The following is a 22065-nucleotide window of genomic DNA, read 5'->3' as shown; positions in this document are numbered from 1 at the left end:
CACAAGAACAAAGGAGTCGGGATGAGTTCTCAATCCCAGGCCAAATCACCGGAAGCCTTACGAGCAATGGTCGCCGGGACGCTGGCTAATTTTCAGCATCCAACCCTGAAGCACAATCTCACGACGCTGAAAGCGCTTCATCACGTCGCATGGCTGGACGATACGCTGCACATCGAGCTACAGATGCCGTTCGTCTGGACCAGCGCCTTTGATGCCCTGAAAGAGCAAACCAGCTCTGAGCTGCTGCGCATTACCGGCGCAAAAGCAATTGACTGGAAGCTAAGCCACAGCATCGCCACGCTCAAGCGCGTGAAAAATCAGCCGGGCGTTAACGGCGTGAAAAACATCATCGCCGTCAGCTCTGGCAAGGGCGGAGTGGGTAAATCGTCTACCGCCGTTAACCTGGCGCTTGCGCTGGCGGCAGAAGGGGCGAAAGTTGGCATTCTGGATGCGGATATCTACGGCCCGTCCATTCCAAACATGCTGGGGGCGGAAAACCAGCGTCCAACTTCGCCGGACGGCACCCACATGGCGCCAATCGTGGCGCACGGTCTGGCGACCAACTCCATTGGTTACCTGGTCACGGACGATAACGCAATGGTCTGGCGTGGCCCGATGGCCAGCAAAGCACTTCTGCAAATGTTGCAGGAGACAATGTGGCCTGACCTCGATTATCTGGTACTGGACATGCCGCCGGGTACCGGTGATATCCAGCTGACGCTGGCGCAGAACATTCCGGTTACCGGCGCCGTCGTGGTCACCACGCCGCAGGATATCGCGCTGATCGACGCCAAAAAAGGCATCGTCATGTTCGAGAAGGTGGAGGTGCCGGTATTGGGTATCGTCGAGAACATGAGCATGCATATTTGCAGCAACTGCGGCCATCACGAGCCCATCTTCGGTACCGGCGGTGCGGAGAAGCTGGCTGCGCAATACCACACGCAACTGCTGGGGCAACTGCCGCTGCATATCACTCTGCGTGAAGATCTGGATAGCGGTAAACCGACGGTGGTCAGCCGTCCGGATAGCGAATTTACGGAAATCTATCGTCAGCTGGCGGGGCGCGTTGCGGCGCAGCTTTACTGGCAGGGCGAAGTGATCCCGGGTGAAATCGCCTTCCGCGCGATGTAAAGACTTAGCGTCGAATTGCCGGGTAGCGGCTTCGCCTTACCCGGCCAACGAATGGCACCATCACGTAGGTCGGGTAAGGCAAAGCCGCTTCCCGACTTTAACGCAATCGGTAATGCATCAGATAGTACTCTCCCTCAGGAGAATCTCCCGTCGCTTCAATCTGCCAGCCGTGCCGCTGGTAAAACGCAATAGCCCGTTCATTCTTCACCAGACACTTCAGCGCGCCTGTACTGGTAAACGTCTTCTGTACCTGTTGCAGTAACAAACGACCCACCCCCAGACGCTGATACCGCGGGTCGACAAACAGGTTGTGCAGAAAGTTATCGTTGTCCTGTACGGAGGCAAACCCTACACGGTGACCGTTGTGAATCGCAACCCAGACCTGCTCGTCACGCGTTGCGGCGTCAAAATCCTCAAGCTGCCACTCAGAACTGTCCAGCCATGGCCAGGCCGCGCGTCGTGCATGCAGGTACAGCGTCCGCAGGAACGGCCGATCGTCTTCCTGCCAGGCCCGGATCACCATATCAGCGGTGATAGAAAATATCGCCGTTATAGGCTTTGTAGATTTTGCCATCGGCATCGCCAATCAGAACATAATTTTCACCCATGTAGGTCCAGTGTGTGCCGGCATCGGGCGCTGGAAGGTTACGCAACTGGTACTGTTTGATGGTGTACTCAGGCGTCTGATATTGCGCGGGTGCGGTGTCGCCAATCCTGAATTTCGTAAAATCGGCGATGAACTCTTGTTCTTCATAGGCTTTGATACCAGAAGGCGCTGTCGATACTTGCGGTGCAGCGTGTGCGGCCCCCGCCAGTGACAGTATTACACCCAGAAGCAACAATTTACGCTTAGCCATTTTTTCTCCAGTCATATCGTTACTGATACTTTTTGTGCGCCGATCCGCAAAAGGATGGCAGGCAGTTCATTTTAAGTATCTAAACAAGGTGAGTTTGAAAAAAAATGTAACAAAAGTGAACCGATTTGTGTAGTCAACGTGATGATTAAATATTGGGGTAATGAATAGACTTGGGCTTATATAGAATGAAAATTTATCGGTTTATTAATTAATTCTGAAAAGACATTTTCAGCGCAAATTTACAAAGATCAACGCATGCATTCGATAAATGAAACATTTAAGATTGCACTAAACTAAGCTTCCCCATTCCAGAAAAATAATGTCGATGAGCCCTCATCGCGGATGATGGCGTGGCGGGCAGTTTGATATGTTTTCTTTTCCTGGTTCGTTAAGTTATGGAATAACAGGTTATTGTTCTTAAAGAGAATTAATTTTTTATCGTACTTATGATAACCACTACTATAAAAGATATTTGTAATAAATGAAAAACACAACAGCATTCTCGTTATTATTATTAAGTATTATCCCGTTATCCGGCTGCGTCTTTAGCCCCGGGCAGAACCTGAATGTAGAGGGAAAACAGGTTATCACCGCAGAAGATGCAAATGACGATTTTGAGAAACGTGTAGAGGTTTATCCTCTGACCCCCGCGTTAATTGAAAAATTGCGGCCTCAGGTCTTAAATTCTCAGGCAAATCCTAATCTGGATGAGCAGGTTAAAAACTGGGAATACCGTATCGGCACGGGTGACATTTTAACCGTTACTGTCTGGGATCACCCTGAGCTGACAACCCCGGCGGGGCAATATCGTAGCGCAAGTGATACCGGTAACTGGGTGAATGCCGATGGTACGCTTTTCTATCCGTACGTCGGAAAACTGCATGTGGCAGGTAAAACGGTCTCACAGGTGCGCGAGGAGATCACAGCCCCGGTTGAACAATGTCATTGAAAGCCCTCAGGTGGACGTTAGCGTTGCCGCTTTCCGCTCGCAAAAAGCCTATATCACTGGCGAGGTAGCCAAATCGGGGCAGCAGGCTATTACCAATATTCCATTAACGGTTATGGATGCCGTGAACGCTGCGGGAGGCCTCTCCGCTGACGCGGACTGGCGTAACGTTGTGCTGACGCATAACGGCAAAGACTCACGCCTTTCTCTGTATGCGCTGATGCAGCATGGCGATCTCACCCAAAACAAGTTGCTTCAACCCGGCGATATTCTTTTTGTACCACGTAACGATGCGCTGAAGGTCTTCGTCATGGGCGAGGTCGTTAAGCAGAGTACGTTGAAAATGGATCGCAGTGGCATGACTCTCGCCGAAGCGTTGGGTAATGCTGGCGGGCTGAACCAGAATATGGCGGATGCCACGGGTATTTTTGTCATTCGTTCGGTAGCGAAGAAAGATCGGGCGGGCAAAATCGCCAACATCTATCAGCTCAATGCCAAAGATGCATCCGCAATGGTGTTAGGCACTGAGTTTCAGCTTGAGCCTTATGACATTGTTTATGTCACGACTGCGCCATTGTCCCGCTGGAATCGTGTGATCACGCAACTTGTCCCTACGATAACCGGTGTGCATGACATCACCGAAACGGTTCGTTACATCAGATCGTGGCCGCAATAATGTTCAGTACCATTTTGGTGGTTTGCACCGGAAACGTCTGCCGTTCTCCAATTGGAGAGCGGCTTTTACGCCAGTACTTACCCGACAGACGTATCACTTCGGCAGGGATATTTGGTCTTGAGGGACGGCCAGCGGATGACTATGCCCAGGAAGTGGCCAGGCGGCATGGGATCTCCCTTGACGGTCATGTGGCGCGTAAGTTGACGCGGGGACTGATGCAGGAATCCGATCTTATTTTGGTGATGGAGCCGGAGCATCTTCGCTTTATTTCCGCCATGGCACCGGAGATCAGAGGGAAATCGCTGCTGTTCGGGCAGTGGCTGGAGCCGCAGGATATCCCCGATCCTTACCGTAAAAGTCGGGAAGCGTTTGAATATGTGTTCGGGCTATTGGGTAAAGCCAGCCAGGAGTGGGCACGTCGTTTGGGTCAGAAAGGAATGAAGCATTAATGTCGTCTTACACTACAGACAGTAATGGTGCAGCGGCACCCCAGCAAAGTGAAATCGATCTTGCTCGTTTGCTCGGTGAAATAATCGACCATCGCACGGTAATTTTGTGCGTGACGTTCCTTTTCACCCTGTGTGCAGGCATGTATGCGTGGGTTACGCCCCCTGTTTACCAGGCGGATGCGATGGTGCAAATCGAGAATAAACAGGATAACAGCCTGCTAAAAGGCCTGTCCCAGTTGAGCTCTGACGTTTCGCCAGATGTTGCCCCTGAATTATTGCTGCTCAAATCACGCATGATACTCGGCGAAACCGTCGATAAATTAAATCTGGAATATCAGGCAACGCCGCGCGTGCTCCCTGTGGTTGGACGTTTATGGCAACGTTTGCAGGGGCGTGGGTTGGGTAAAATAACGTTAGGTGAACTTCAGATCCCACTGCTGGAGGGCAAACCGCAAGAACTTACGCTGACCGTTAAGGAAGAGGGCAAGTTCCATCTGTCGGGCGAAAACTTCGAGGCGGAGGGCGCGGTCGGGAAGCGGCTGGTTAAGCAAGGCGTCTCTCTGCTGGTGGGTTCGATTGTGGCGGAGCCTGGCACGCAGTTCTCCCTCAGGACGCTGACGCGTCTGGATACGATCAATGTGCTGAAGAAAAATCTTACGGTTGCGGAGTCGGCGAAGCAGAGCGGCATCGTGGCGCTGACCCTGACAGGCGAAGATCCCGATAAAATCGCCCGCGTGTTGAATGCGATTGCTGACAGTTTCCTTGAACAAAATATTGCACGTCAGGAGGCGCAGGATTCCCGTAGCCTGGCGTTTTTACAGGAGCAGTTGCCGAAAATCAGAAATGAACTCGATCGAGCTGAAGCGCGGCTCAATGCCTACCGGGCACAGCGCGACTCCGTCGATTTGTCGCTGGAGGCGAAGTCCGTGCTCGACCAGGTGGTTAACGTTGAGAATCAGCTCAACGAGCTGACGTTCCGTGAGGCGGAGATTTCCCAGCTGTTTAAAAAGAATCACCCGACCTATCGTGCTTTAGCTGAAAAAAGACAAACGCTTGAGCGGGAACGCGATCGTCTGAATAACCGTGTGTCAGCCATGCCCTCCACGCAGCAGGAGATTTTACGCCTGAGCCGCGATGTTGAATCGGGCCGCACGATATACCTACAGTTGTTGACGCGTCAGCAGGAACTGAATATTTCCCGCTCCAGCGCCATCGGAAATGTACGGATCATTGATACGGCCGTAACGCATCCGGAGCCGATAAAGCCGCGAAAAGCGTTACTGATTATTCTTGGCACGCTGTTCGGGCTGGTGGTTTCTGTAGGCGGTGTGCTGGTACGTCAGGCATTTAAACGTGGGATCACCCTTTCCGAACAGCTGGAAATGCCGGGAACGCCGGTCCTGGCGACGCTGCCGCGTTCACAGTGGTTGTGGAAGAAAACGCATCTGCACAGAAAATTACCGTTTTCTCGTCAGTGGAAACACAAAACCACGGATGTGCCTTTCCTGCCTGTCGATCGGCCCGCGGATATGTTTGTTGAAGCGGTGCGCGGGCTGAGAACCAGCCTGCATTTCACCATGATGGAAGCTGAGAATCGTATTGTCATGATTTCTGGCCCGACGCAGGACTGCGGGAAAACCCTGGTAGGGACGAACCTGGCGGCAATAGCCGGACAGAGTGGTCAGCGGGTGCTGTTTATTGATGCCGATATGCGGCAGGGCTATGTTCACAACATTTTTGGCCTGGATAATCGCTATGGACTGTCCAGCGTGCTCGAAGGACAACGCGACTGTTCGGAGGTGATCCAGCATTCTGAAAAAGGTGGCATCGACGTCATTACCTGCGGTCCGACGCCGCTGCGTCCGTTGGAATTGCTGTTAAACGAACGATTTCTTTCCACCATGACATGGGTAAACGAACAGTACGACATCGTCATTATCGATACCCCGCCTGTACTGGCCGTCACTGATGCGGCACTGGTTGCCAGGATAGCCGGGACAACGCTAATGGTTGCCCGTTTCGACAAAACCAGCGTGAAAGAGATGGAGAATACCTTTAAACGTCTACAGCACGTTGGCGTGAAGGTTAGCGGTACAATTCTGAATGATATTGTTAAGTCCGCAGCGCTCTTTTACAGCTCGGGGTATAGTCAGTATGAATACGATTATGCTTCGAAGAATCAGAGAGAAGGGCGTTAAACAGGGAAAAAACCCTCTCCCGGGCGGGAGAGGGGAAAACGTTACTTCGCCATCACTTCCTGCGCGGTACGCTCAACCAGAGACAGAAGAACTTTAACATCCTTGAGCGTCACGGTTGGGTTCAGCAGGGTGAGCTTCAGGCAGGTGACACCGTTATGCTCGGTTACACCCACGTTTGCACGGCCAGACTCCAGCAGTGCGTCACCAATTTTCTGGTTCAGCAGGGCGATACCGGCGTCATCCATCTGCGCCTGCGGGCGGAAGCGGAACAGCACGCTTGCCAGCTGAGGCTGCATCACCAGCTCCAGAGCAGACTGCTCTTTCACGTAAGCCGCAACCCGCTGCGCCAGCGTAACGCCGTGATCGATGATCGCCGCGTATTGCTCCTGACCCAGCGCTTCCAGGCTCATCCACAGTTTCAGCGCGTCGAAACGGCGAGTGGTTTGCAGAGATTTGGAGACCAGGTTAGGCACACCCGCTTCTTCATCGAACTCAGAGTTCAGATAAGCCGCCTGATAGCGCATCAGCTCATAATGACGCGCTTCTTTCAGCAGGAACGCACCGCAGCTGATGGTCTGGAAGAACTGTTTATGGAAGTCCAGGGTGACGGAATCCACCAGCTCAATGCCGTCCAGATAGTGACGATACTGCTCAGACATCAGCAGCGCGCCGCCCCAGGCTGCATCAACGTGCACCCAGATGTTCTGCTTCGCTGCCAGTTCAGCAATCGCGCGCAGCGGATCGATAGCGCCCGCGTCAGTCGTGCCGGCCGTGGCCACAATCGCCAGGATCTGCTCGCCGTTCGCGTTGCACTGTTCGATTTTTGCCGCCAGATCGGTGAGATCCATACGAGAGAATTCGTCCGTTTTCACCTGCACCACGGACTGGTAGCCCAGACCCATCAGCGCCATGTTTTTCTGTACGGAGAAGTGCGCGTTTTCGGAGCACAGTACGCGGATCTTACGCAGATCGCCCGTCAGACCATCCTGCTGGACAGAGTGGCCCTGACGTGCGAAGAACGCATCACGTGCCAGCATCAGACCCATCAGGTTGCTCTGGGTGCCGCCGCTGGTGAAGACACCTGCGTCGCCAGCCTGATAACCCACGCGGGTACGCAGCCATTCGATCAGCTTGATCTCAATAATGGTTGCGGACGGGCTTTGATCCCAGGAGTCCATGCTCTGATTGGTGGCGTTAATCAGCACTTCCGCCGCCTGGCTAACGACCAGGCTTGGGCAGTGCAGGTGCGCCACGCACTGCGGGTGATGAACGGACAAACTGTCTTTCAGGAAGAACTCCACGGCGCGTTCAATCGCCGCTTCGTTGCCCAGCCCTTTCGGGTTGAAATCCAGCTTAATACGGTCGCGCAGTTCCGCGACCGTTTTGCCCTGGTACATCTCAGGCTGTTTCAGCCACTGCATCACAGCCTGAGTGCTTTGTTCAATCGCCTGCTGATAAGCTTCAATGCTCTGCGCAGAGGAGAACAAAATTGGGTTTGAATCAGACATCGTAATCAACAACTCCGGTTACGCCGGGCGAACGCCCGCAGCAAGCAGTGCCTGCTCGAATTTATCCAGGAAGACTTTCAGCTCGTCATCGCTGATCAGCAGAGAAGGCAGCAGACGCAGAACGATACCGTTACGGCCACCGCGCTCCAGAATCAGGCCGGCTTCGAAGCACTTCTTCTGAATCATTGCAGACAGCTCGCCATCACCCGGGAAGCAACCCATGTGGTCAGCGGCTTCGTGCGGCTTAACGATCTCAATACCGATCATCATACCCAGACCGCGCACGTGGCCGATCACCGGATAGCGTTTCGCCATCTCTTTCAGCTGGCCTTTCAGCCATTCACCCTGCGCAGCCACTTTGCCTGCAATATTCTGGTCTTTGAGGATTTTCAGCGTCGTCAGACCGGTTGCCATCGCGAGCTGGTTGCCGCGGAAGGTGCCGGTGTGGTGACCAGGTGCCCATGCGTCAAACTGCTTTTTGATACCGAGCACAGCCAGTGGCAGACCGCCGCCTACGGCTTTAGACATCACGATGATGTCTGGCTCGATGCCCGCGTGTTCGAAGGCGAAGAATTTACCGGTACGGGCAAAGCCCGCCTGGACTTCGTCAAGGATCAGCAGGATACCGTGTTCCTGAGTGACTTTACGGATGCGCTGCAACCACTCGGCCGGAGCCGGGTTCACGCCGCCTTCACCCTGAACGGCTTCGAGGATCACCGCGGCAGGTTTACGTACGCCGCTTTCAACGTCGTTAATCAGATTTTCGAAGTAGTAGGTCAGTGCTTTCACGCCCGCTTCACCACCGATACCCAGCGGGCAGCGGTACTCGTGTGGATAAGGCATGAACTGGACTTCTGGCATCATACCGTCAACCGCTTCTTTCGGAGACAGGTTACCGGTGACAGACAGCGCGCCGTGGGTCATACCGTGGTAGCCGCCAGAGAAACTGATGATACCGCTACGACCGGTCACTTTTTTCGCCAGCTTCAGAGCCGCTTCAACGGCGTCAGCCCCGGACGGGCCAGTGAATTGCAGGCAGTACTCTTTGCCCTGACCAGGCAACAGAGAGAGGAGGTATTCTGAAAACGCGTCTTTCAAAGGCGTGGTCAGATCCAGGGTATGTAACGGCAAGCCGCTGGTAATGACATTTTGGATGCTTTTCAGCACATCAGGATGATTGTGACCAAGCGCGAGTGTGCCTGCGCCTGCTAAACAGTCAAGGTATTCTTTATTATCTGCATCGGTGATCCACACGCCTTCTGCTTTCGTGATTGCTAAAGGCAGTTTGCGCGGATAACTCCTGACGTTAGATTCAAACTCGGCCTGACGGGCCAGATAGGTTTCGTTGCTTTTGTGGGCATCTACGGTGTCAATACGGACTTTATCCGTCATCATATCACTCCTACAACCGCCGCTTCGTTATGAGCAACGATTGAATAAAAAGTTAAAAAACAGATGGGGCCTGAAAAAAACGCCGCCAATATAGAGCCTTTTGTCACCGGGCTCAATGGTTAATTTGTTTACTGTTTTGTGACACAGGGCACAGGGGAGGGGAGAACCTGGTTTTCAGGCAGAGAGTTGCAATTTATGCCATATAAAAACAGTAGCTTACGTGTAATTTGTCAGCATTGTAAAATCAGATGAAAGTGTGTGACAAATCGTGCGATTGGCAAGAGAAAAGGAGGCGGAGAGCCTCCTTACGCTGGTTATTTCTGGGTAACCTGTAAAACGCCGTGTTCGCGTCCCTTCGTTTTATTCCACGATGCGTCCGTAATACCGTTTTCATCAAGGCTTAGCGATATCACAAAACCGTTACCATGAATCTCATAGAAATTCGCGTTCAGACGTTTAACGCTGGCTTTTTTGCCGTTAACCGTGGCGTTAAAAAAGCCGTTTGAAAGGGTGGCGTTAACCGTCTCCGATGAGAATGAGGCTTCTCGCAGGGGATCGTGAACGGATGTTGCCGGTTCATGTTGCGCCGCGTTCTCCGCTTTGGTTTTGCTGATATCGCAAGAGCCATCGCCAGCGCTAATTTGCGTACATCCTGAACGCTCTAGCTGAGCACGGTAGTGTGCGTTAATGGCGTGCACAGGCGTTACCACCATAGAAAAAAGTAACGCCATCAGTGTTAATCGAGTTTTCATAACTTCCCTTAATTGTGGTGGTAATATTTTTGGTTTGCGTCTGCCGCACGCGCTGCGTTTGCATATGCGGCGGAGAGTGACGCATTGTTGATGCCTTGTTGCCTTTGTTATTCAGAAAGATAGCAGTTAGCGTAACTGACCCCTTTTTCGGTGCAATTTGCGATGCGTTGCTCAGGCGAGACACAACCTGTAAGCGAGGCAGCGCCTGTGACTACTATCATTAACTTTTTCATTTTATTGCCTTAAAAACGACACAAATACCAGGAGACGTACATCACGCCGATCCAGATCCCGACCGAAATCAGCATCAGATACAGGGCCGCTGAAATAAGAATATATTTTGACATTTATTTGTTCCAATGAAATCCTTATCAGGAAAAGGAGATTTTATAATTGGCCTGATAATTATTTTGACTATTTAAATACCCCTTCAAGTCCCAACCGAAGCGCCCATATAATTCACGGTATCGTCTGAGAAGCTTCCTTTCGCGATGACATGAGGATTAAGTTAATGCCGATCGTCCCAAACCGTATTCGCGGCTTCAACTGGGGACGTTGCATCCGCTAAGACAACATCCATGAAAAATTTTGCAATAAAGGTTTTTATTCATAAATTTCACATGAAAAGATTACATCATTTACCGTCGAGAAATAGTGAAGCGGAATAGCTATATTTCTGGATTTTAAAACCGCTGAGCGTAAATTAAATCTTACTGAGTAACACCAGTAAACTATCAATTAAACGCAAACCCATGATGTTGATCTAAATCATAAATATTAAGAATAATTTTGGCGGCATAAAGGAGGTTCTGACTTGTTATTAATGTAAACATTAAAAATGGAAACGGAGTAGTGAATGACATAGCGAAATTAAGTGCCTGACAGAATTAAAATTCTCAAAAATAAATGTTTACATTGGCGGTGGAGGTTATTTCATACGAAAGAGAAAAAACCATCTTATAAAAGCAGTAATCGTGCGTCATTTAGGATCAAAATAAATGCTGCCAACACAGGAAGTAAATAATATTTCTCATGAGTTTTTAACAAGTATGGTGCAGTAATTAACTGAACGGTAATGTATACAGAGTGAGCGCAGATAATATCCTGCAATTTATTGGTCACAACAGGTGGTTAACAGACAGCCCAAAACTCCTTGCACCCGGGTTACCCCCCGGTTACACTACATGACTACGAATTGTCATTTCGTAAGTAACTGTTTTATTAGTAATTTGACTCGGGGTGCCCTTCTTTGTGAAGGCTGAGAAATACCCGTATTACCTGATCTGGATAATGCCAGCGTAGTCCTGGCGATTATCCTCATATAAATCAAAAGATTATTGCTCCTTTTCGTCCCGTATTGTTCAGCCGTAACACATTGAGGCTCTCCAAATGGGACACAAAACCATACGCCACACCATTAAACGTAACGGAGTCTATTACGTTCGTTTTCGCCTGCCTGATAATAAGTTTTTCCGTAAGTCGTTAGAGACTGACAGCCACACCCAGGCGCAGTTGCTCATGTCTTTTGCTTCTCCTGTAATTCCTCTGGTTCAACGTGGAGCCATCCAACCGGATCACTTCTGTAAGCGTCTTTCTGAGTATGGCAATAGTCTTAAGCAGCAGAATGAACAATGGCTGGCGCACCAATTTCTGAATGATGCGCGGCGCAATATTCAGCCGATAGTTGTTCATGAAGACCGCGAGGTTGTCTCTCCTTCGGTAGATGAGGAAGAACAAACTGAAGCACAACCAGAACACGTGTTAACACTGGCTGGCGCGTGGAATATGTATAAAGAGGAGAAAGCCCAAAACTGGACGAAGGCTATCTCTCAAGCCAATGAGCGCTTTATGGAGGTGATGTTGATTGTCTTGGGTTCATCAACTGATGTAACCACGATTACCAAGCAAGACATTAAACAGGTAATGGAGGTTGTAGAAAACTTGCCTAAGCGTGTTGTGCAGCCTTATCGATCAATGACGGTTTAGCAACTGATCGAGTGTGATGATGTTCCGCCAGAAGATTTGGTTGGCGCTGAGTCTATCCACAAGCATTTGAAGATTTACAAATCGCTGTTTAAAACCTTCCTGACAGACAATAAAGATATTCTGGAGAAGTCTCCGACTGATGGGATCGTCGCCGCACCGTCGAAAATGAGATTTGGAGCATACAGTGCAGCAGAAATGAGAAAGTTTGTGGGGTGGGCGCTCAGGCAGCCTGACGGTTGGCAGAAGTGGATCACTCTTTTGTTGGCGTACACGGGAGCCAGAAGAGGCGAGATCGCCAAGCTGGAGAAATCACAGATCAAATTTGATGAAGATAGCCAGCGGCACTATCTCCTGATCGCTGAAGGAGGACAGGGTAAAACCGAAAACGCTACAAGGCAGGTGGCGATCCATCCCAAACTAATCGAGTGGGGTTTCCTCGATTTCGTTAATCGTCAGTGGAAAGATAAAATCTTCTCGCCAGTGTCGGGTAAAAACATGCCGAAAATCGGCAAGGTCTTGGCTGATGTCCGTGATCAGCTTGGTATTCCGTACCTTGATGATTATGGGCAGCGGCGTCTAGTTCACAGTTTCCGGCATACCATGATTTCAACCTGTTTAGCTGGCTGGGTTGGTAACTTAGCGCATTTGCAGCAGGTTGTAGGGCATGAGAAAAGCGGGTCGGGGATCATTAGAAGATACTTACATACCTTCCCTCTGAAAACTGTGTGCTACGTCATTGATGGGTTGTGTTGGAATAGCTAATTATTTGGCTAATGTCATAGTTTTACTGAATTTTCAGTGATATAAGTTATGTAAAAATAAGGTGTTCTATGTAAGGTATATTTTTCTATACACAGCCAGCATAAAGGATTAATAATGTTTATTAAAAAACTGAAGATAGAAAATTTTAAAGGGTATCATGGGGAAGATAATGAGTTGGAATTCAATATCCCTGATGGAGAAACGGAAGGTAGTGGGCTTAATATCTTTGTGGGTGAAAACAACGCCGGAAAATCTACTGTATTTGAAATTATAGATTTTATAAAGGATGGAACCAAAAAGAATATTGAGGATCTTATATGTAAATCAGTCCCGGATAACATAGCTGAGAAGCTTTCAGCCGAGTTAACCTTTACTGGGAATTTATCAGAAGTAATTGCCGCTCACGTACAAGCTAATAAAGTGGCTGCATTCACCTCGCATGTTTTTGAGGATGAGGGAGTTAATTTTTTTAGAGTGAAGAGGTGCAGCGAGGCTGGGGAGAAAAAGATATTATTTTGGAACGGAAATGAATTTGTTAACCCAAGTGGTATAGATGCTCCATTCAAGAAATTTTATGACAATAATTTCATTTGGGCTGATACAAATCCAAGTAATGAAGCAAAGTTTGGCTCTACAACTATATGTGGTTCGCTTCTAAAAGAAATAGCTTTAGGCCATATAGCAACGGATGAGTATAGAGCGTTTTCTGAGCAATACCATCGCGTATTCAATCACCCTGAATCAGAGTTGAGACAGAAAATATCATTAGTCGAAAATCAAGTTAGAGAAGTTTTCTCATCTCAATTTGGTATGGCAGATATTTCTTTCATATTTGAAGAGTTGCAGGTAGAGAATTTCTTCAAAACTATTTCCATCATGATTGATGATGGGGTGAATGTCCCAATGGGAGAAAAGGGGCATGGTATGCAAAGGGCACTAGCCCTATCATTACTTCAGGTGTACGCTGAGATAACGTGTAATGCGCATGGTGCGGGGATTAGTAAACCATTTTATCTTTTCATTGACGAACCTGAAATATGTCTTCATCCCTCAGGGCAGCAAAAGCTTTTAGAAGCTTTAATGATTATCTCCAAAAGTAGACAAGTTTTTGTTACAACGCACTCTCCTTTCCTTTTGTCCTCCCCTTACCTTAAAAATATCGGTCTGTTTGTTTTCAAAAAAGAGAATAATAAAAATGTTGTGGAAAGGGCTGATACTTCTCCATGGTTCCCTTGGTCTCCATCGTGGGGCGAGATTAATTTCAAAGCATACAATTTAGCAACCGTTGAATTGCATAATGAATTATATGGTTATTTGCAGGAGAAAAACTCCTGTCCAAGCGAAAAAACAATGGAGCAATGGCTAAATTCAAAGGGAATTGCGTTTGATAAAGTATGGGTTAAAGAATTTAAAGGTGCGGCACAACCGCCAGCGGATACTACATTACAAACATTCATCCGTAATCATATACACCACCCAGAGAATGTTACAATGCAATCTCATCGCTATACACAACAAGAATTACTAACTTCAATCCAACAAATGGTTGGGCTTCTATAAAGAAAAAGGCGAGCCGTTTGGCTCGCCTTTTAATATTAATTTAATAACTTTCGCTTTTTAGATAATAGCACGCTTAAAGCATATTCAAACCCGTTTTGCGCCTCTAGACGGCATAGGGTGATATTACAGATCCCCAACTCCTTACACAGCGCCTTTCGATTAATTACTTCCGCCGCGCCTGATACATAGACTTGACCAGCGCCGGGGATATTGATTGAAACTTTCATGTGTTACCTCAGTGTAAAAGTAAAAATGAATATAACCGGAAGGGATAACCCCCAGCGGGAGCCGGGGGCATTCTGCATTGCATTCCAATTGGAATTGGCAAAAGCACTTCGACTGGATGAAGAAAGCGTATGCAGAAAATAGATTTCATTTAAATCTTCACGACTGAATAATTTACTTAAGCCGCCTTATGGGCGGTTTTTTTGTGCCTGCCATTTATCTGTGGGTCACAACGTGAGACACAAACTGGGACACAGAGGATTTTTTAGGGTTGAGTCTTTGGCTTCCCGCTGGCATGATCCAGAACAGGGATTAACGGGACGTTAATCGCAAGCTTTTGATTTTGTTTTATTTGACTCGGGGTGCCCTTCTTTGTGAAGGCTGAGAAATACCCGTATTACCTGATCTGGATAATGCCAGCGTAGGGAAGTCAGATGCCTACCCGGTCATCGCTTCTTCACGCACGGCAGGAGCGAAACCATGCAGCCTGACCTGCTCGACTCACATGTTTTACATCAATTCCGAACCCGTTCCCCGCTCACGCACTGTATGACCAACGATGTCGTGCAGACCTTCACCGCCAACGTTCTGCTCGCGCTCGGTGCTTCCCCGGCAATGGTGATCGAAGCCGAGGAAGCGGAAGAGTTTGCCGCGCTTGCCGATGCCCTGCTCATCAACGTTGGTACGCTCACCGCGCCGCGCGCCCAGTCGATGCGTCGGGCTATTGAGAGCGCGTCAGACGCGGGCACACCCTGGGTTCTGGATCCGGTTGCGGTTGGCGCGCTGGCGTTCCGCACCCGTTTTTGCCAGCAAATATTATCCCTTAAACCTGCGGCCATTCGTGGAAACGCCTCCGAAATCCTCGCCCTTGCCGGAATGCGTGCGGGCGGGCGCGGGGTAGATTCCACCGATACGGCAGCGAGCGCGTTGACCGCTGCGCAGGCGCTTGCCCGCCAGACCCACGCCGTTGTCGTTGTCACAGGAGAAGTGGATCACATTACCGACGGCCAGCGAACCCGTACGGTCGCGGGTGGCGATCCGCTGATGACCCGCGTGGTAGGGACAGGCTGTGCGCTCTCGGCGGTCGTCGCCGCCTGCTGCTCGCTGCCTGGCGACACGCTTGATAACGCGACGGCCGCCTGTGGCTTTATGAAGCACGCAGGGGCTGCTGCTCTGTCCCATAGTCGGGGCCCCGGTAGCTTTGTCCCGGCGTTTCTGGACGCGCTTTACGCGCTGGAGGAGAGGGTATGACACGCATTAATGCCCTGACTATTGCGGGGACCGACCCCAGCGGCGGCGCGGGGATCCAGGCAGACCTGAAAACCTTCTCTGCGCTCGGCGCTTACGGATGCTCGGTTATCACCGCGCTGGTGGCGCAAAACACGCGCGGCGTACAGTCGGTGTATCGCATTGGCCCGGATTTTGTCGCCGCGCAGCTGGATTCCGTATTCAGCGATGTTCGTATCGACACCACTAAAATCGGCATGCTCGCCGAGGCGGACATTGTTGAAGCGGTCGCTGAACGTCTCAAACATTACCGGATAAAAAACGTGGTGCTCGATACCGTAATGCTGGCCAAAAGCGGCGATCCGCTGCTCTCCGCCTCTGCCGTCGACACGCTGCGTAAAAAGCTGCTGCCGCAGGTGGCACTGATCACGCCAAACCTCCCTGAAGCCGCCGCGCTGCTGAATGCGCCACACGCGCAAAACGAACGTGAGATGAAAGAGCAGGGCAATGCGCTGCTGGCAATGGGATGCAGCGCGGTGCTGATGAAAGGCGGTCATCTTGATGATGCAGAAAGCCCGGACTGGCTCTTCACCCGCGAAGGTGCACGACGTTTCACCGCCCCGCGCGTACAGACCAAAAATACCCACGGCACGGGCTGTACGCTTTCGGCGGCGCTGGCGGCGCTGCGTCCCCGCCACGCTAGCTGGGAGGAGACGGTGCAGGAGGCGAAGATTTGGCTCTCAGGCGCGCTGGCAAAAGCCGATTCTCTGGAAGTGGGTCACGGTATTGGACCGGTTCACCATTTTCATGCATGGTGGTAAGCCGTATACTGGCATAAAACCTTATGCCAGAGAAAAACAGAGATGGAACAAGCGCATACCCGGTTAATTGCTCAACTCAAGGAACGAATTGCCGCACCGGACAACACGCCGTTGTACCTGAAATTTGCCGAAACGGTTAAAAATGCGGTACGCAGCGGCGTGCTCGCACACGGTAATATTCTTCCCGGCGAGCGCGATCTGAGCCAGCTGGCCGGTGTGTCACGCATTACGGTGCGTAAAGCGATGCAGGCGCTGGAAGAGGCCGGCGTCGTCACCCGCGCGCGTGGATACGGTACGCAAATCAACAATATCTTTGAATATTCGCTCAAAGAGGCGCGCGGGTTTTCTCAGCAGGTGGTGCTGCGCGGCAAAACGCCCAACACGCTGTGGGTTAACAAACGCGTCGTGAAGTGCCCGGAAGAGATCGCCCGCCACCTTTCCCTTGCGCCGGATAGCGATGTATTTCTGCTTAAGCGCATCCGCTACGTGGATGACGATGCGGTATCAATAGAGGAGTCCTGGGTACCGGTAGGGTTAATCCCCAACCCGGACGACATCGGCGTCTCGCTTTATGATTACTTCCGTAGCCAGAATATCTTTCCGCAGCGCACCCGTTCTCGGGTTAGCGCCCGTATGCCGGACAGCGAGTTTCAGACGCATATCAAGATGGACGATAAGATACCGGTGCTGGTGATCAAGCAAGTCGCGCTCGATCAACAGCAACGGCCAATTGAGTACAGCATAAGCTACTGCCGCAGCGACCTATACGTCTTTGTGTGCGAGGAGTAGGGCCTCGCGCGTGGGCGCGCAGTCGCCACCGCGATGGCTGACTACCCAGGCAGCTACGGCATTGCCAAGCTGCACCGCCTCTGGCAGTGACCATCCCGCGGCCAGCCCGGCAAGGGTACCTCCCGCATGGCTGTCACCCGCGCCGATGGTATCGACCACGGTAGCAGGAAACGCCGGAACGTGTCCGGAAGCGTCACCGTCATACCAGACCGCCCCGTCTTTATCATGGCGTACGATCAGCGCAGCGCCAAACCTCTGCTGCCACCGTGTGCCGAGCTCTTCCACATTCACGCCAAGCCATTCGGCGGCAAGTTCCGCCTCCTGACGATTGAGCGAGACGATCGGTTTACGGGCCATGATCCGCGCCATCAGCGGGTCGGGAATATCCGCGATGCGCGGACCGAAATCGATAAAGAGCGTCGCATCCTGAAGACTTTCCAGCCAGGCCGTCAGCAGCTCACCGCTGGGGGACGCCAGCTGGTAGCCGGACAAAGAGACCAGGCTCCCTGCCGGCACGCTTAACCCGTCCAGCCAGCGCTGCTGCCACTGATTCTCCACGCCGCTAAACGACATAAAGGTCCGTTCACCGTCAGGCTCCACCAGCGCCAGACACCAGCCGTTATCGCCCGTTTCCGCTTCTACGGCGCTGTGCAGATCCTGCTTCGCCATGGCGTTACGGATAATATCGGCCCACACGCCGTGGCCGACGGGAAGCGCGTTTTGCGCAGCAATGCCGAGCCGCTTCAGGGCGATGGCGATATTCAGCGCGCAGCCGCCAATATTCACTCCCTGTTGCTTCAGCTCGATATCACACCCGCGCCAGGGCAGGGCGTAGGCGTCGGCAATCACGTCGATGACCGCCGCGCCGAGTACCGTTACGGGGCGCGTAGCGTGAAGGGTTTCGAGACGGCGGGCAAAAGCACTCATACCCCCTCCCTTTGCTCCCGGAAGTGCAGCAGTTTTTGGCAGTAGTGGCCGAAATCGAGCCGGTTTACGGCATCAAGTTCGTTTTTGAGCGCCGGATCGATGGCCTGTACACCGTGCAGCGCGCCGCAGATGGCCGTTGCCATCGCGCCGATAGTGTCAGTATCACCGCCCAGGTTGGCGCATAACACCGCGCAGCGGTTTGGATCGGTGCCCGCGAGTTCGACCATCGCAATCGCCGCCGGAACGGACTCAAGGGTGCTCGTGCCCGCGCCAATAAGCTGATAGATCTGCTCGCTGGCGGATTCCGTACCGTTGGCTTCGCGCACGGTTTTCAGAGCCAGCTCAATCCGAGCGGAAAGCGATGCGCTGAAGGTGGTCGTGTTCGCCTCCTGCGCCGCACGGGCAATACCCGGCAGGGCATCGGCGATGTGATGCCAGCGCTCGCCGTCGATGGCGCGTGAAACCGCCCACGCGATTGCCACCGCACCGGCGATGGCGAGATCCGATTTATGGGTCGGGCTGGAGGCTAACGCAACCTGTTCCACAAAGTGTGCCAGACGCGTGGCCGGCAGCAGGCATCCCAGCGGGGAGGCGCGCATCGCCGCCCCGTTGGTAACGCCGTTGTTTTCCAGCTGGCTCACCGGCTTGCCGTCACGGATGGCGTTCAGGGCAATTTTGGACGTCGGGCCAAGCACATTCTTATTGAACGCGTCGAAATCCAGCGCCCAGTCCAGAATATGCTTACCGATAACGTCAGGGTTAATTTCCCCGTCGCATTCGATAATCGCGTCGGCCAGGCACAGCGCCATCGACGTATCATCCGTAAATTCGGCCTGCTTAAAGTAACAGGCAGCATTATTCTCAGCCGGGCCGGGTAAGAAACGGTCGATCCAGCCGAAGTGCGCTTTCACCCGCTTGCGCGGCCACAGCTCCGACGGCATCCCCATTGCATCCCCTAACGCCTGCCCGTAAAGAGCACCGAGAATACGGTCTTGTTTCATTTAACTTCCCCTCGTGTCAGCGCGGTATCGCCATCAACCACCTCAATTGCGGTGATCTCTTTATCCGATTCGCGGAAAAACAGCATAAACAGCACGGCAATCACCACGATCATGATTGCACCAAACGTCCACATTCCGGCCCAGTTGAAGGTCAGCCCATTCACCGGCTCTTTATATGCGAACATTTTTTCCATCATCACGCCGCCGAGACGGTAGCCCAGCAGGCTACCAAAGCCCTGACAGCACAGCGTGATCAAGCCCTGCGCCGCGTTGCGCATATGCACGGGCGCTTTTTTATCCACGTAGATGTACGCGGTGACGTAATAGAAGTCATAGCTTACGCCGTGCAGCAGAATGCCGAGGAACAGCAGGGCGTAGGTGAAGTATTGCTCGGCGCCGCCGTAAACAAAGAAACCGTAGCGAATGGCGGCGGTGATCAGGCCCAGCAGCAAGACCTTCTTAATACCAAAGCGTTTGGTAAAGAATGGCAGAGCGAGCATGAAAAAGATTTCAGAGAACTGGCCGAGGGTCATCCAGCCGGTGGCGTTTTTCATCCCCACTTCGGTGAGATAGCCGTTGGCAAAGATATAGTAGAAGGCCAGCGGCATGGCGAACAGGAACGAGCAGAAGAAGAACACCAGGAAGTTTTTATCGCGCAGCAGGATCAGCGCATCCAGCCCCAGCATCACTTTGAAATCGAGCTTGCCGGTACTCTTTGGTGGCGTGTTCGGCAGGAACAACGCGAAGACGCCAAGGAGAAGGGAACTGGCAGCGGTCATCAGCAGCGGGATATTGGTGTCAGAGATGTCGCTATAGCCCATCATCTGCGGCAGGAAGCCGCACGCCAGGCCGGAGGCAATCCAGCCGATGGTGCCCATCACGCGGATGCGGGGGAAATCAGCCTCCACGTCATCGACGTTCGCGAAGGCGATGCTGTTGGTCAGCGCGATGGTCGGCATATAGGTCAGGGAGTAGGCGAGCAGCAGCGGGAAGAAGGTGCTGAACTGGGTTTGCTGTGCTGCGAAATACATCAGAATCGCGCCAGCGAACATCAGCACGGCCAGCACCTTCTGGGCGGCGAAGAAACGGTCCGTCAGCGAGCCGACCAGGATGGGAGAGAGGATCGCGGCAATCGCGGTACAGGCATACGACCAGCCAATTTCCCCGGCGGTAAACCCGCTCTTACTCAGCCACAGCCACAGCGGCACAAACCACGCGCCCCAGATAAACCATTCAACAAACATCATGAATGACAGTTGGACTTTCGTTTTCATTTTTTAATCCTGCATGTCAGAGGTACGCTTGTAACATACCATGCGATAATACCTTTCAAATACCTTTAAGGCGATTGTTTGATCAGTGTAACAAAAATGTTGTACACGAAACGAGCCAGCAGATTGTGCTTAAAAAAGTTGCAAATGGTGGAAAATAGGTTAAGTCGGTACCAGGCTTAGTCTGCCTGCAAAAACGCGGGCTTGGATCACACGCTCCGACATCATGTCGGACTTACGGGAGCATCACTATGACTGATATTGCGCAGCTGCTTGGCAAAGACGCCGACAGCCTTTTACAGCATCGTTGTATGACCATTCCAGCCGATCAGCTTTATCTGCCTGGCCATGATTACGTAGACCGCGTCATGGTCGACAACAACCGTCCGCCCGCCGTACTGCGAAACATGCAGACGCTTTACAATACCGGTCGTCTGGGCGGGACCGGGTATCTCTCCATTCTGCCCGTTGACCAGGGCGTGGAGCACTCGGCGGGCGCGTCGTTTGCGGCTAACCCGCTCTACTTTGACCCAAAAAACATTGTCGAGCTGGCGATTGAAGCGGGCTGTAACTGCGTGGCATCGACGTACGGCGTGCTGGCCTCGGTTTCCCGCCGCTATGCTCACCGCATTCCGTTCCTGGTCAAGCTGAATCACAACGAAACCCTGAGCTACCCAACCGAATACGACCAGACACTGTACGCCAGCGTCGAACAGGCGTTCAACATGGGTGCGGTAGCGGTCGGGGCGACCATCTATTTCGGCTCTGAGCAATCGCGTCGCCAGATAGAAGAGATCTCTGCCGCGTTTGAGCGCGCGCACGAGCTGGGCATGGTGACCGTGCTGTGGGCCTATCTGCGCAACGCGTCGTTCAAGAAAGATGGCGTAGATTACCACGTATCAGCGGATCTGACCGGTCAGGCAAATCACCTGGCGGCGACCATCGGCGCGGACATCGTGAAGCAGAAAATGGCCGAGAATAACGGCGGCTATAAAGCGGTGAACTTCGGTTATACCGACGACCGCGTCTACAGCAAGCTGACCAGCGACAACCCGATCGATCTGGTGCGCTACCAGCTGGCGAACTGCTACATGGGTCGCGCCGGGCTGATTAACTCCGGCGGTGCGGCAGGCGGCGAAACCGACCTGACCGACGCGGTGCGCACGGCGGTCATTAACAAACGCGCCGGCGGTATGGGGCTAATCCTTGGCCGTAAGGCGTTCAAAAAATCTATGGCCGACGGCGTGAAGCTCATTAATGCGGTTCAGGATGTCTATCTGGACAGTAAAGTGACGATTGCCTAATCGCACGCATCTTCCTGCCGGGATAAGCGTGCCCCGGCAGGTAAGTTCCCTCACTTACTCCTTCAGCGTTTCTGAATGCGGAGTATTCAGCAGACCCGCCGTCACTCTCTTGCCGCAACATGCTTTTTCCAGGCCCGGCTGCGTGACGCGGATAAAGGCACACAGAACAAATGCCAGCAGATAAAGCACCGTATAGGCGATGACCACGCCGAGCGTGCTGAACCAGGGCAGCAGCACCACGGCAATCGCCGGCGCAAGGAAGTTAGACAGACCGGCTGACAGG

The 22065-nt window shown here is 52.2% G+C and carries 17 protein-coding genes, 3 pseudogenes and 1 riboswitch; of the genes and pseudogenes, 10 read left to right on the top strand and 10 right to left on the bottom strand.

What is annotated here, in order from left to right; translation table 11 throughout:
- Positions 1–21 precede the first annotated feature (21 nt).
- Positions 22–1131 carry an iron-sulfur cluster carrier protein ApbC gene (gene apbC / locus G6Q29_RS12100; protein WP_165465787.1) on the top strand — a complete coding sequence of 370 codons (1110 nt, stop codon included), beginning with the start codon at positions 22–24 and terminating at the stop codon, positions 1129–1131.
- Positions 1132–1228: 97 nt separating this feature from the next.
- Here the strand turns inward: apbC and G6Q29_RS12095 are convergent, their stop codons facing one another.
- Positions 1229–1705: a GNAT family N-acetyltransferase gene (locus tag G6Q29_RS12095; RefSeq protein ID WP_165465786.1), complete on the bottom strand. Its 477-nt coding sequence runs from the start codon at positions 1703–1705 to the stop codon at positions 1229–1231.
- Positions 1656–1988: an RcnB family protein gene (locus G6Q29_RS12090; RefSeq protein ID WP_165465785.1), complete on the bottom strand. Its 333-nt coding sequence runs from the start codon at positions 1986–1988 to the stop codon at positions 1656–1658. Before G6Q29_RS12090 ends, G6Q29_RS12095 begins: the two co-directional genes overlap by 50 nt.
- Before the next feature lie 481 nt (positions 1989–2469).
- Between G6Q29_RS12090 and G6Q29_RS12085 the strand changes: the two are divergent.
- The 3 genes and pseudogenes from G6Q29_RS12085 to G6Q29_RS12075 all read left to right on the top strand — a co-directional run bounded on the left by G6Q29_RS12085 (position 2470) and on the right by G6Q29_RS12075 (position 6257).
- Positions 2470–3610: pseudogene (locus tag G6Q29_RS12085) on the top strand (polysaccharide export protein).
- Positions 3610–4059 (top strand): protein tyrosine phosphatase, encoded by a 450-nt coding sequence (locus tag G6Q29_RS12080; RefSeq protein ID WP_278186981.1) that lies wholly within the window; start codon positions 3610–3612, stop codon positions 4057–4059. The pseudogene G6Q29_RS12085 and the gene G6Q29_RS12080 overlap by 1 nt, the downstream one beginning before the upstream one ends.
- Positions 4059–6257 (top strand): polysaccharide biosynthesis tyrosine autokinase, encoded by a 2199-nt coding sequence (locus tag G6Q29_RS12075; RefSeq protein WP_165465783.1) that lies wholly within the window; start codon positions 4059–4061, stop codon positions 6255–6257. The genes G6Q29_RS12080 and G6Q29_RS12075 overlap by 1 nt, the downstream gene beginning before the upstream one ends.
- Positions 6258–6298: 41 nt before the next feature.
- Here G6Q29_RS12075 and G6Q29_RS12070 read toward each other — a convergent pair whose 3' ends face one another.
- The 3 genes from G6Q29_RS12070 to G6Q29_RS12060 all read right to left on the bottom strand — a co-directional run bounded on the left by G6Q29_RS12070 (position 6299) and on the right by G6Q29_RS12060 (position 9909).
- On the bottom strand, positions 6299–7765 hold the full coding sequence (locus G6Q29_RS12070; protein WP_165465782.1) for a pyridoxal phosphate-dependent decarboxylase family protein: 1467 nt from the start codon (positions 7763–7765) through the stop codon (positions 6299–6301).
- An 18-nt stretch (positions 7766–7783) separates the two neighbouring features.
- Positions 7784–9160, bottom strand: coding sequence for a diaminobutyrate--2-oxoglutarate transaminase (locus G6Q29_RS12065; protein ID WP_165465781.1), 1377 nt, complete (start codon positions 9158–9160; stop codon positions 7784–7786).
- Between the two features lie 311 nt (positions 9161–9471).
- Positions 9472–9909: a hypothetical protein gene (locus G6Q29_RS12060; RefSeq protein WP_165465780.1), complete on the bottom strand. Its 438-nt coding sequence runs from the start codon at positions 9907–9909 to the stop codon at positions 9472–9474.
- Positions 9910–11298: 1389 nt separating this feature from the next.
- On the opposite strand from G6Q29_RS12060, the pseudogene G6Q29_RS12055 reads away from it, so the two are divergent.
- Positions 11299–12657 (top strand): annotated as a pseudogene (locus tag G6Q29_RS12055) (integrase).
- A gap of 114 nt (positions 12658–12771) precedes the next feature.
- On the top strand, positions 12772–14217 hold the full coding sequence (locus G6Q29_RS12050; protein ID WP_076737839.1) for an ATP-dependent nuclease: 1446 nt from the start codon (positions 12772–12774) through the stop codon (positions 14215–14217).
- Between the two features lie 35 nt (positions 14218–14252).
- Here the strand turns inward: G6Q29_RS12050 and G6Q29_RS12045 are convergent, their stop codons facing one another.
- Positions 14253–14444, bottom strand: coding sequence for a hypothetical protein (locus tag G6Q29_RS12045; protein WP_165465779.1), 192 nt, complete (start codon positions 14442–14444; stop codon positions 14253–14255).
- A 346-nt stretch (positions 14445–14790) separates the two neighbouring features.
- A riboswitch (TPP riboswitch) is annotated at positions 14791–14887 on the top strand.
- A gap of 35 nt (positions 14888–14922) precedes the next feature.
- Between G6Q29_RS12045 and thiM the strand changes: the two genes are divergently transcribed.
- The 3 genes from thiM to G6Q29_RS12030 are packed head-to-tail and all read left to right on the top strand — an operon-like array spanning position 14923 to position 17279.
- Positions 14923–15693, top strand: coding sequence for a hydroxyethylthiazole kinase (thiM, locus tag G6Q29_RS12040; RefSeq protein WP_165465778.1), 771 nt, complete (start codon positions 14923–14925; stop codon positions 15691–15693).
- Positions 15690–16490: a bifunctional hydroxymethylpyrimidine kinase/phosphomethylpyrimidine kinase gene (thiD, locus tag G6Q29_RS12035; protein WP_165465777.1), complete on the top strand. Its 801-nt coding sequence runs from the start codon at positions 15690–15692 to the stop codon at positions 16488–16490. Before thiM ends, thiD begins: the two co-directional genes overlap by 4 nt.
- 42 nt (positions 16491–16532) lie before the next feature.
- Positions 16533–17279 carry a GntR family transcriptional regulator gene (locus G6Q29_RS12030; RefSeq protein WP_165465776.1) on the top strand — a complete coding sequence of 249 codons (747 nt, stop codon included), beginning with the start codon at positions 16533–16535 and terminating at the stop codon, positions 17277–17279.
- Here the strand turns inward: G6Q29_RS12030 and G6Q29_RS12025 are convergent.
- From G6Q29_RS12025 to G6Q29_RS12015, 3 genes are read right to left on the bottom strand one after another with little or no spacing between them, the layout of a single operon-like run.
- A complete protein-coding gene (locus G6Q29_RS12025) occupies positions 17253–18206 on the bottom strand; it encodes a PfkB family carbohydrate kinase (protein WP_165465775.1) in 954 nt (317 codons plus the stop codon). The genes G6Q29_RS12030 and G6Q29_RS12025 overlap by 27 nt on opposite strands.
- Positions 18203–19207, bottom strand: a complete 1005-nt coding sequence (locus G6Q29_RS12020; protein ID WP_165465774.1) for an ADP-ribosylglycohydrolase family protein — start codon at positions 19205–19207, stop codon at positions 18203–18205. The genes G6Q29_RS12025 and G6Q29_RS12020 overlap by 4 nt, the downstream gene beginning before the upstream one ends.
- Positions 19204–20481, bottom strand: coding sequence for a nucleoside permease (locus tag G6Q29_RS12015; protein ID WP_003859236.1), 1278 nt, complete (start codon positions 20479–20481; stop codon positions 19204–19206). The genes G6Q29_RS12020 and G6Q29_RS12015 overlap by 4 nt, the downstream gene beginning before the upstream one ends.
- 248 nt (positions 20482–20729) lie before the next feature.
- Between G6Q29_RS12015 and fbaB the strand changes: the two genes are divergently transcribed.
- Positions 20730–21782 carry a class I fructose-bisphosphate aldolase gene (gene fbaB / locus G6Q29_RS12010; RefSeq protein ID WP_000129585.1) on the top strand — a complete coding sequence of 351 codons (1053 nt, stop codon included), beginning with the start codon at positions 20730–20732 and terminating at the stop codon, positions 21780–21782.
- A gap of 54 nt (positions 21783–21836) precedes the next feature.
- Here the strand turns inward: fbaB and G6Q29_RS12005 are convergent.
- Positions 21837–22065, bottom strand: a pseudogene (locus G6Q29_RS12005) (cytochrome C biogenesis protein CcdA); the annotation flags it as partial.

Origin of the sequence: Enterobacter cloacae (genome assembly GCF_011078175.1) — a bacterium.
Classification (GTDB): Bacteria; Pseudomonadota; Gammaproteobacteria; order Enterobacterales; family Enterobacteriaceae; genus Enterobacter; species Enterobacter cloacae_Q.
Note: the sequence above shows the minus strand (reverse complement) of the source record. Positions and strands in the feature narration are given on the sequence as shown.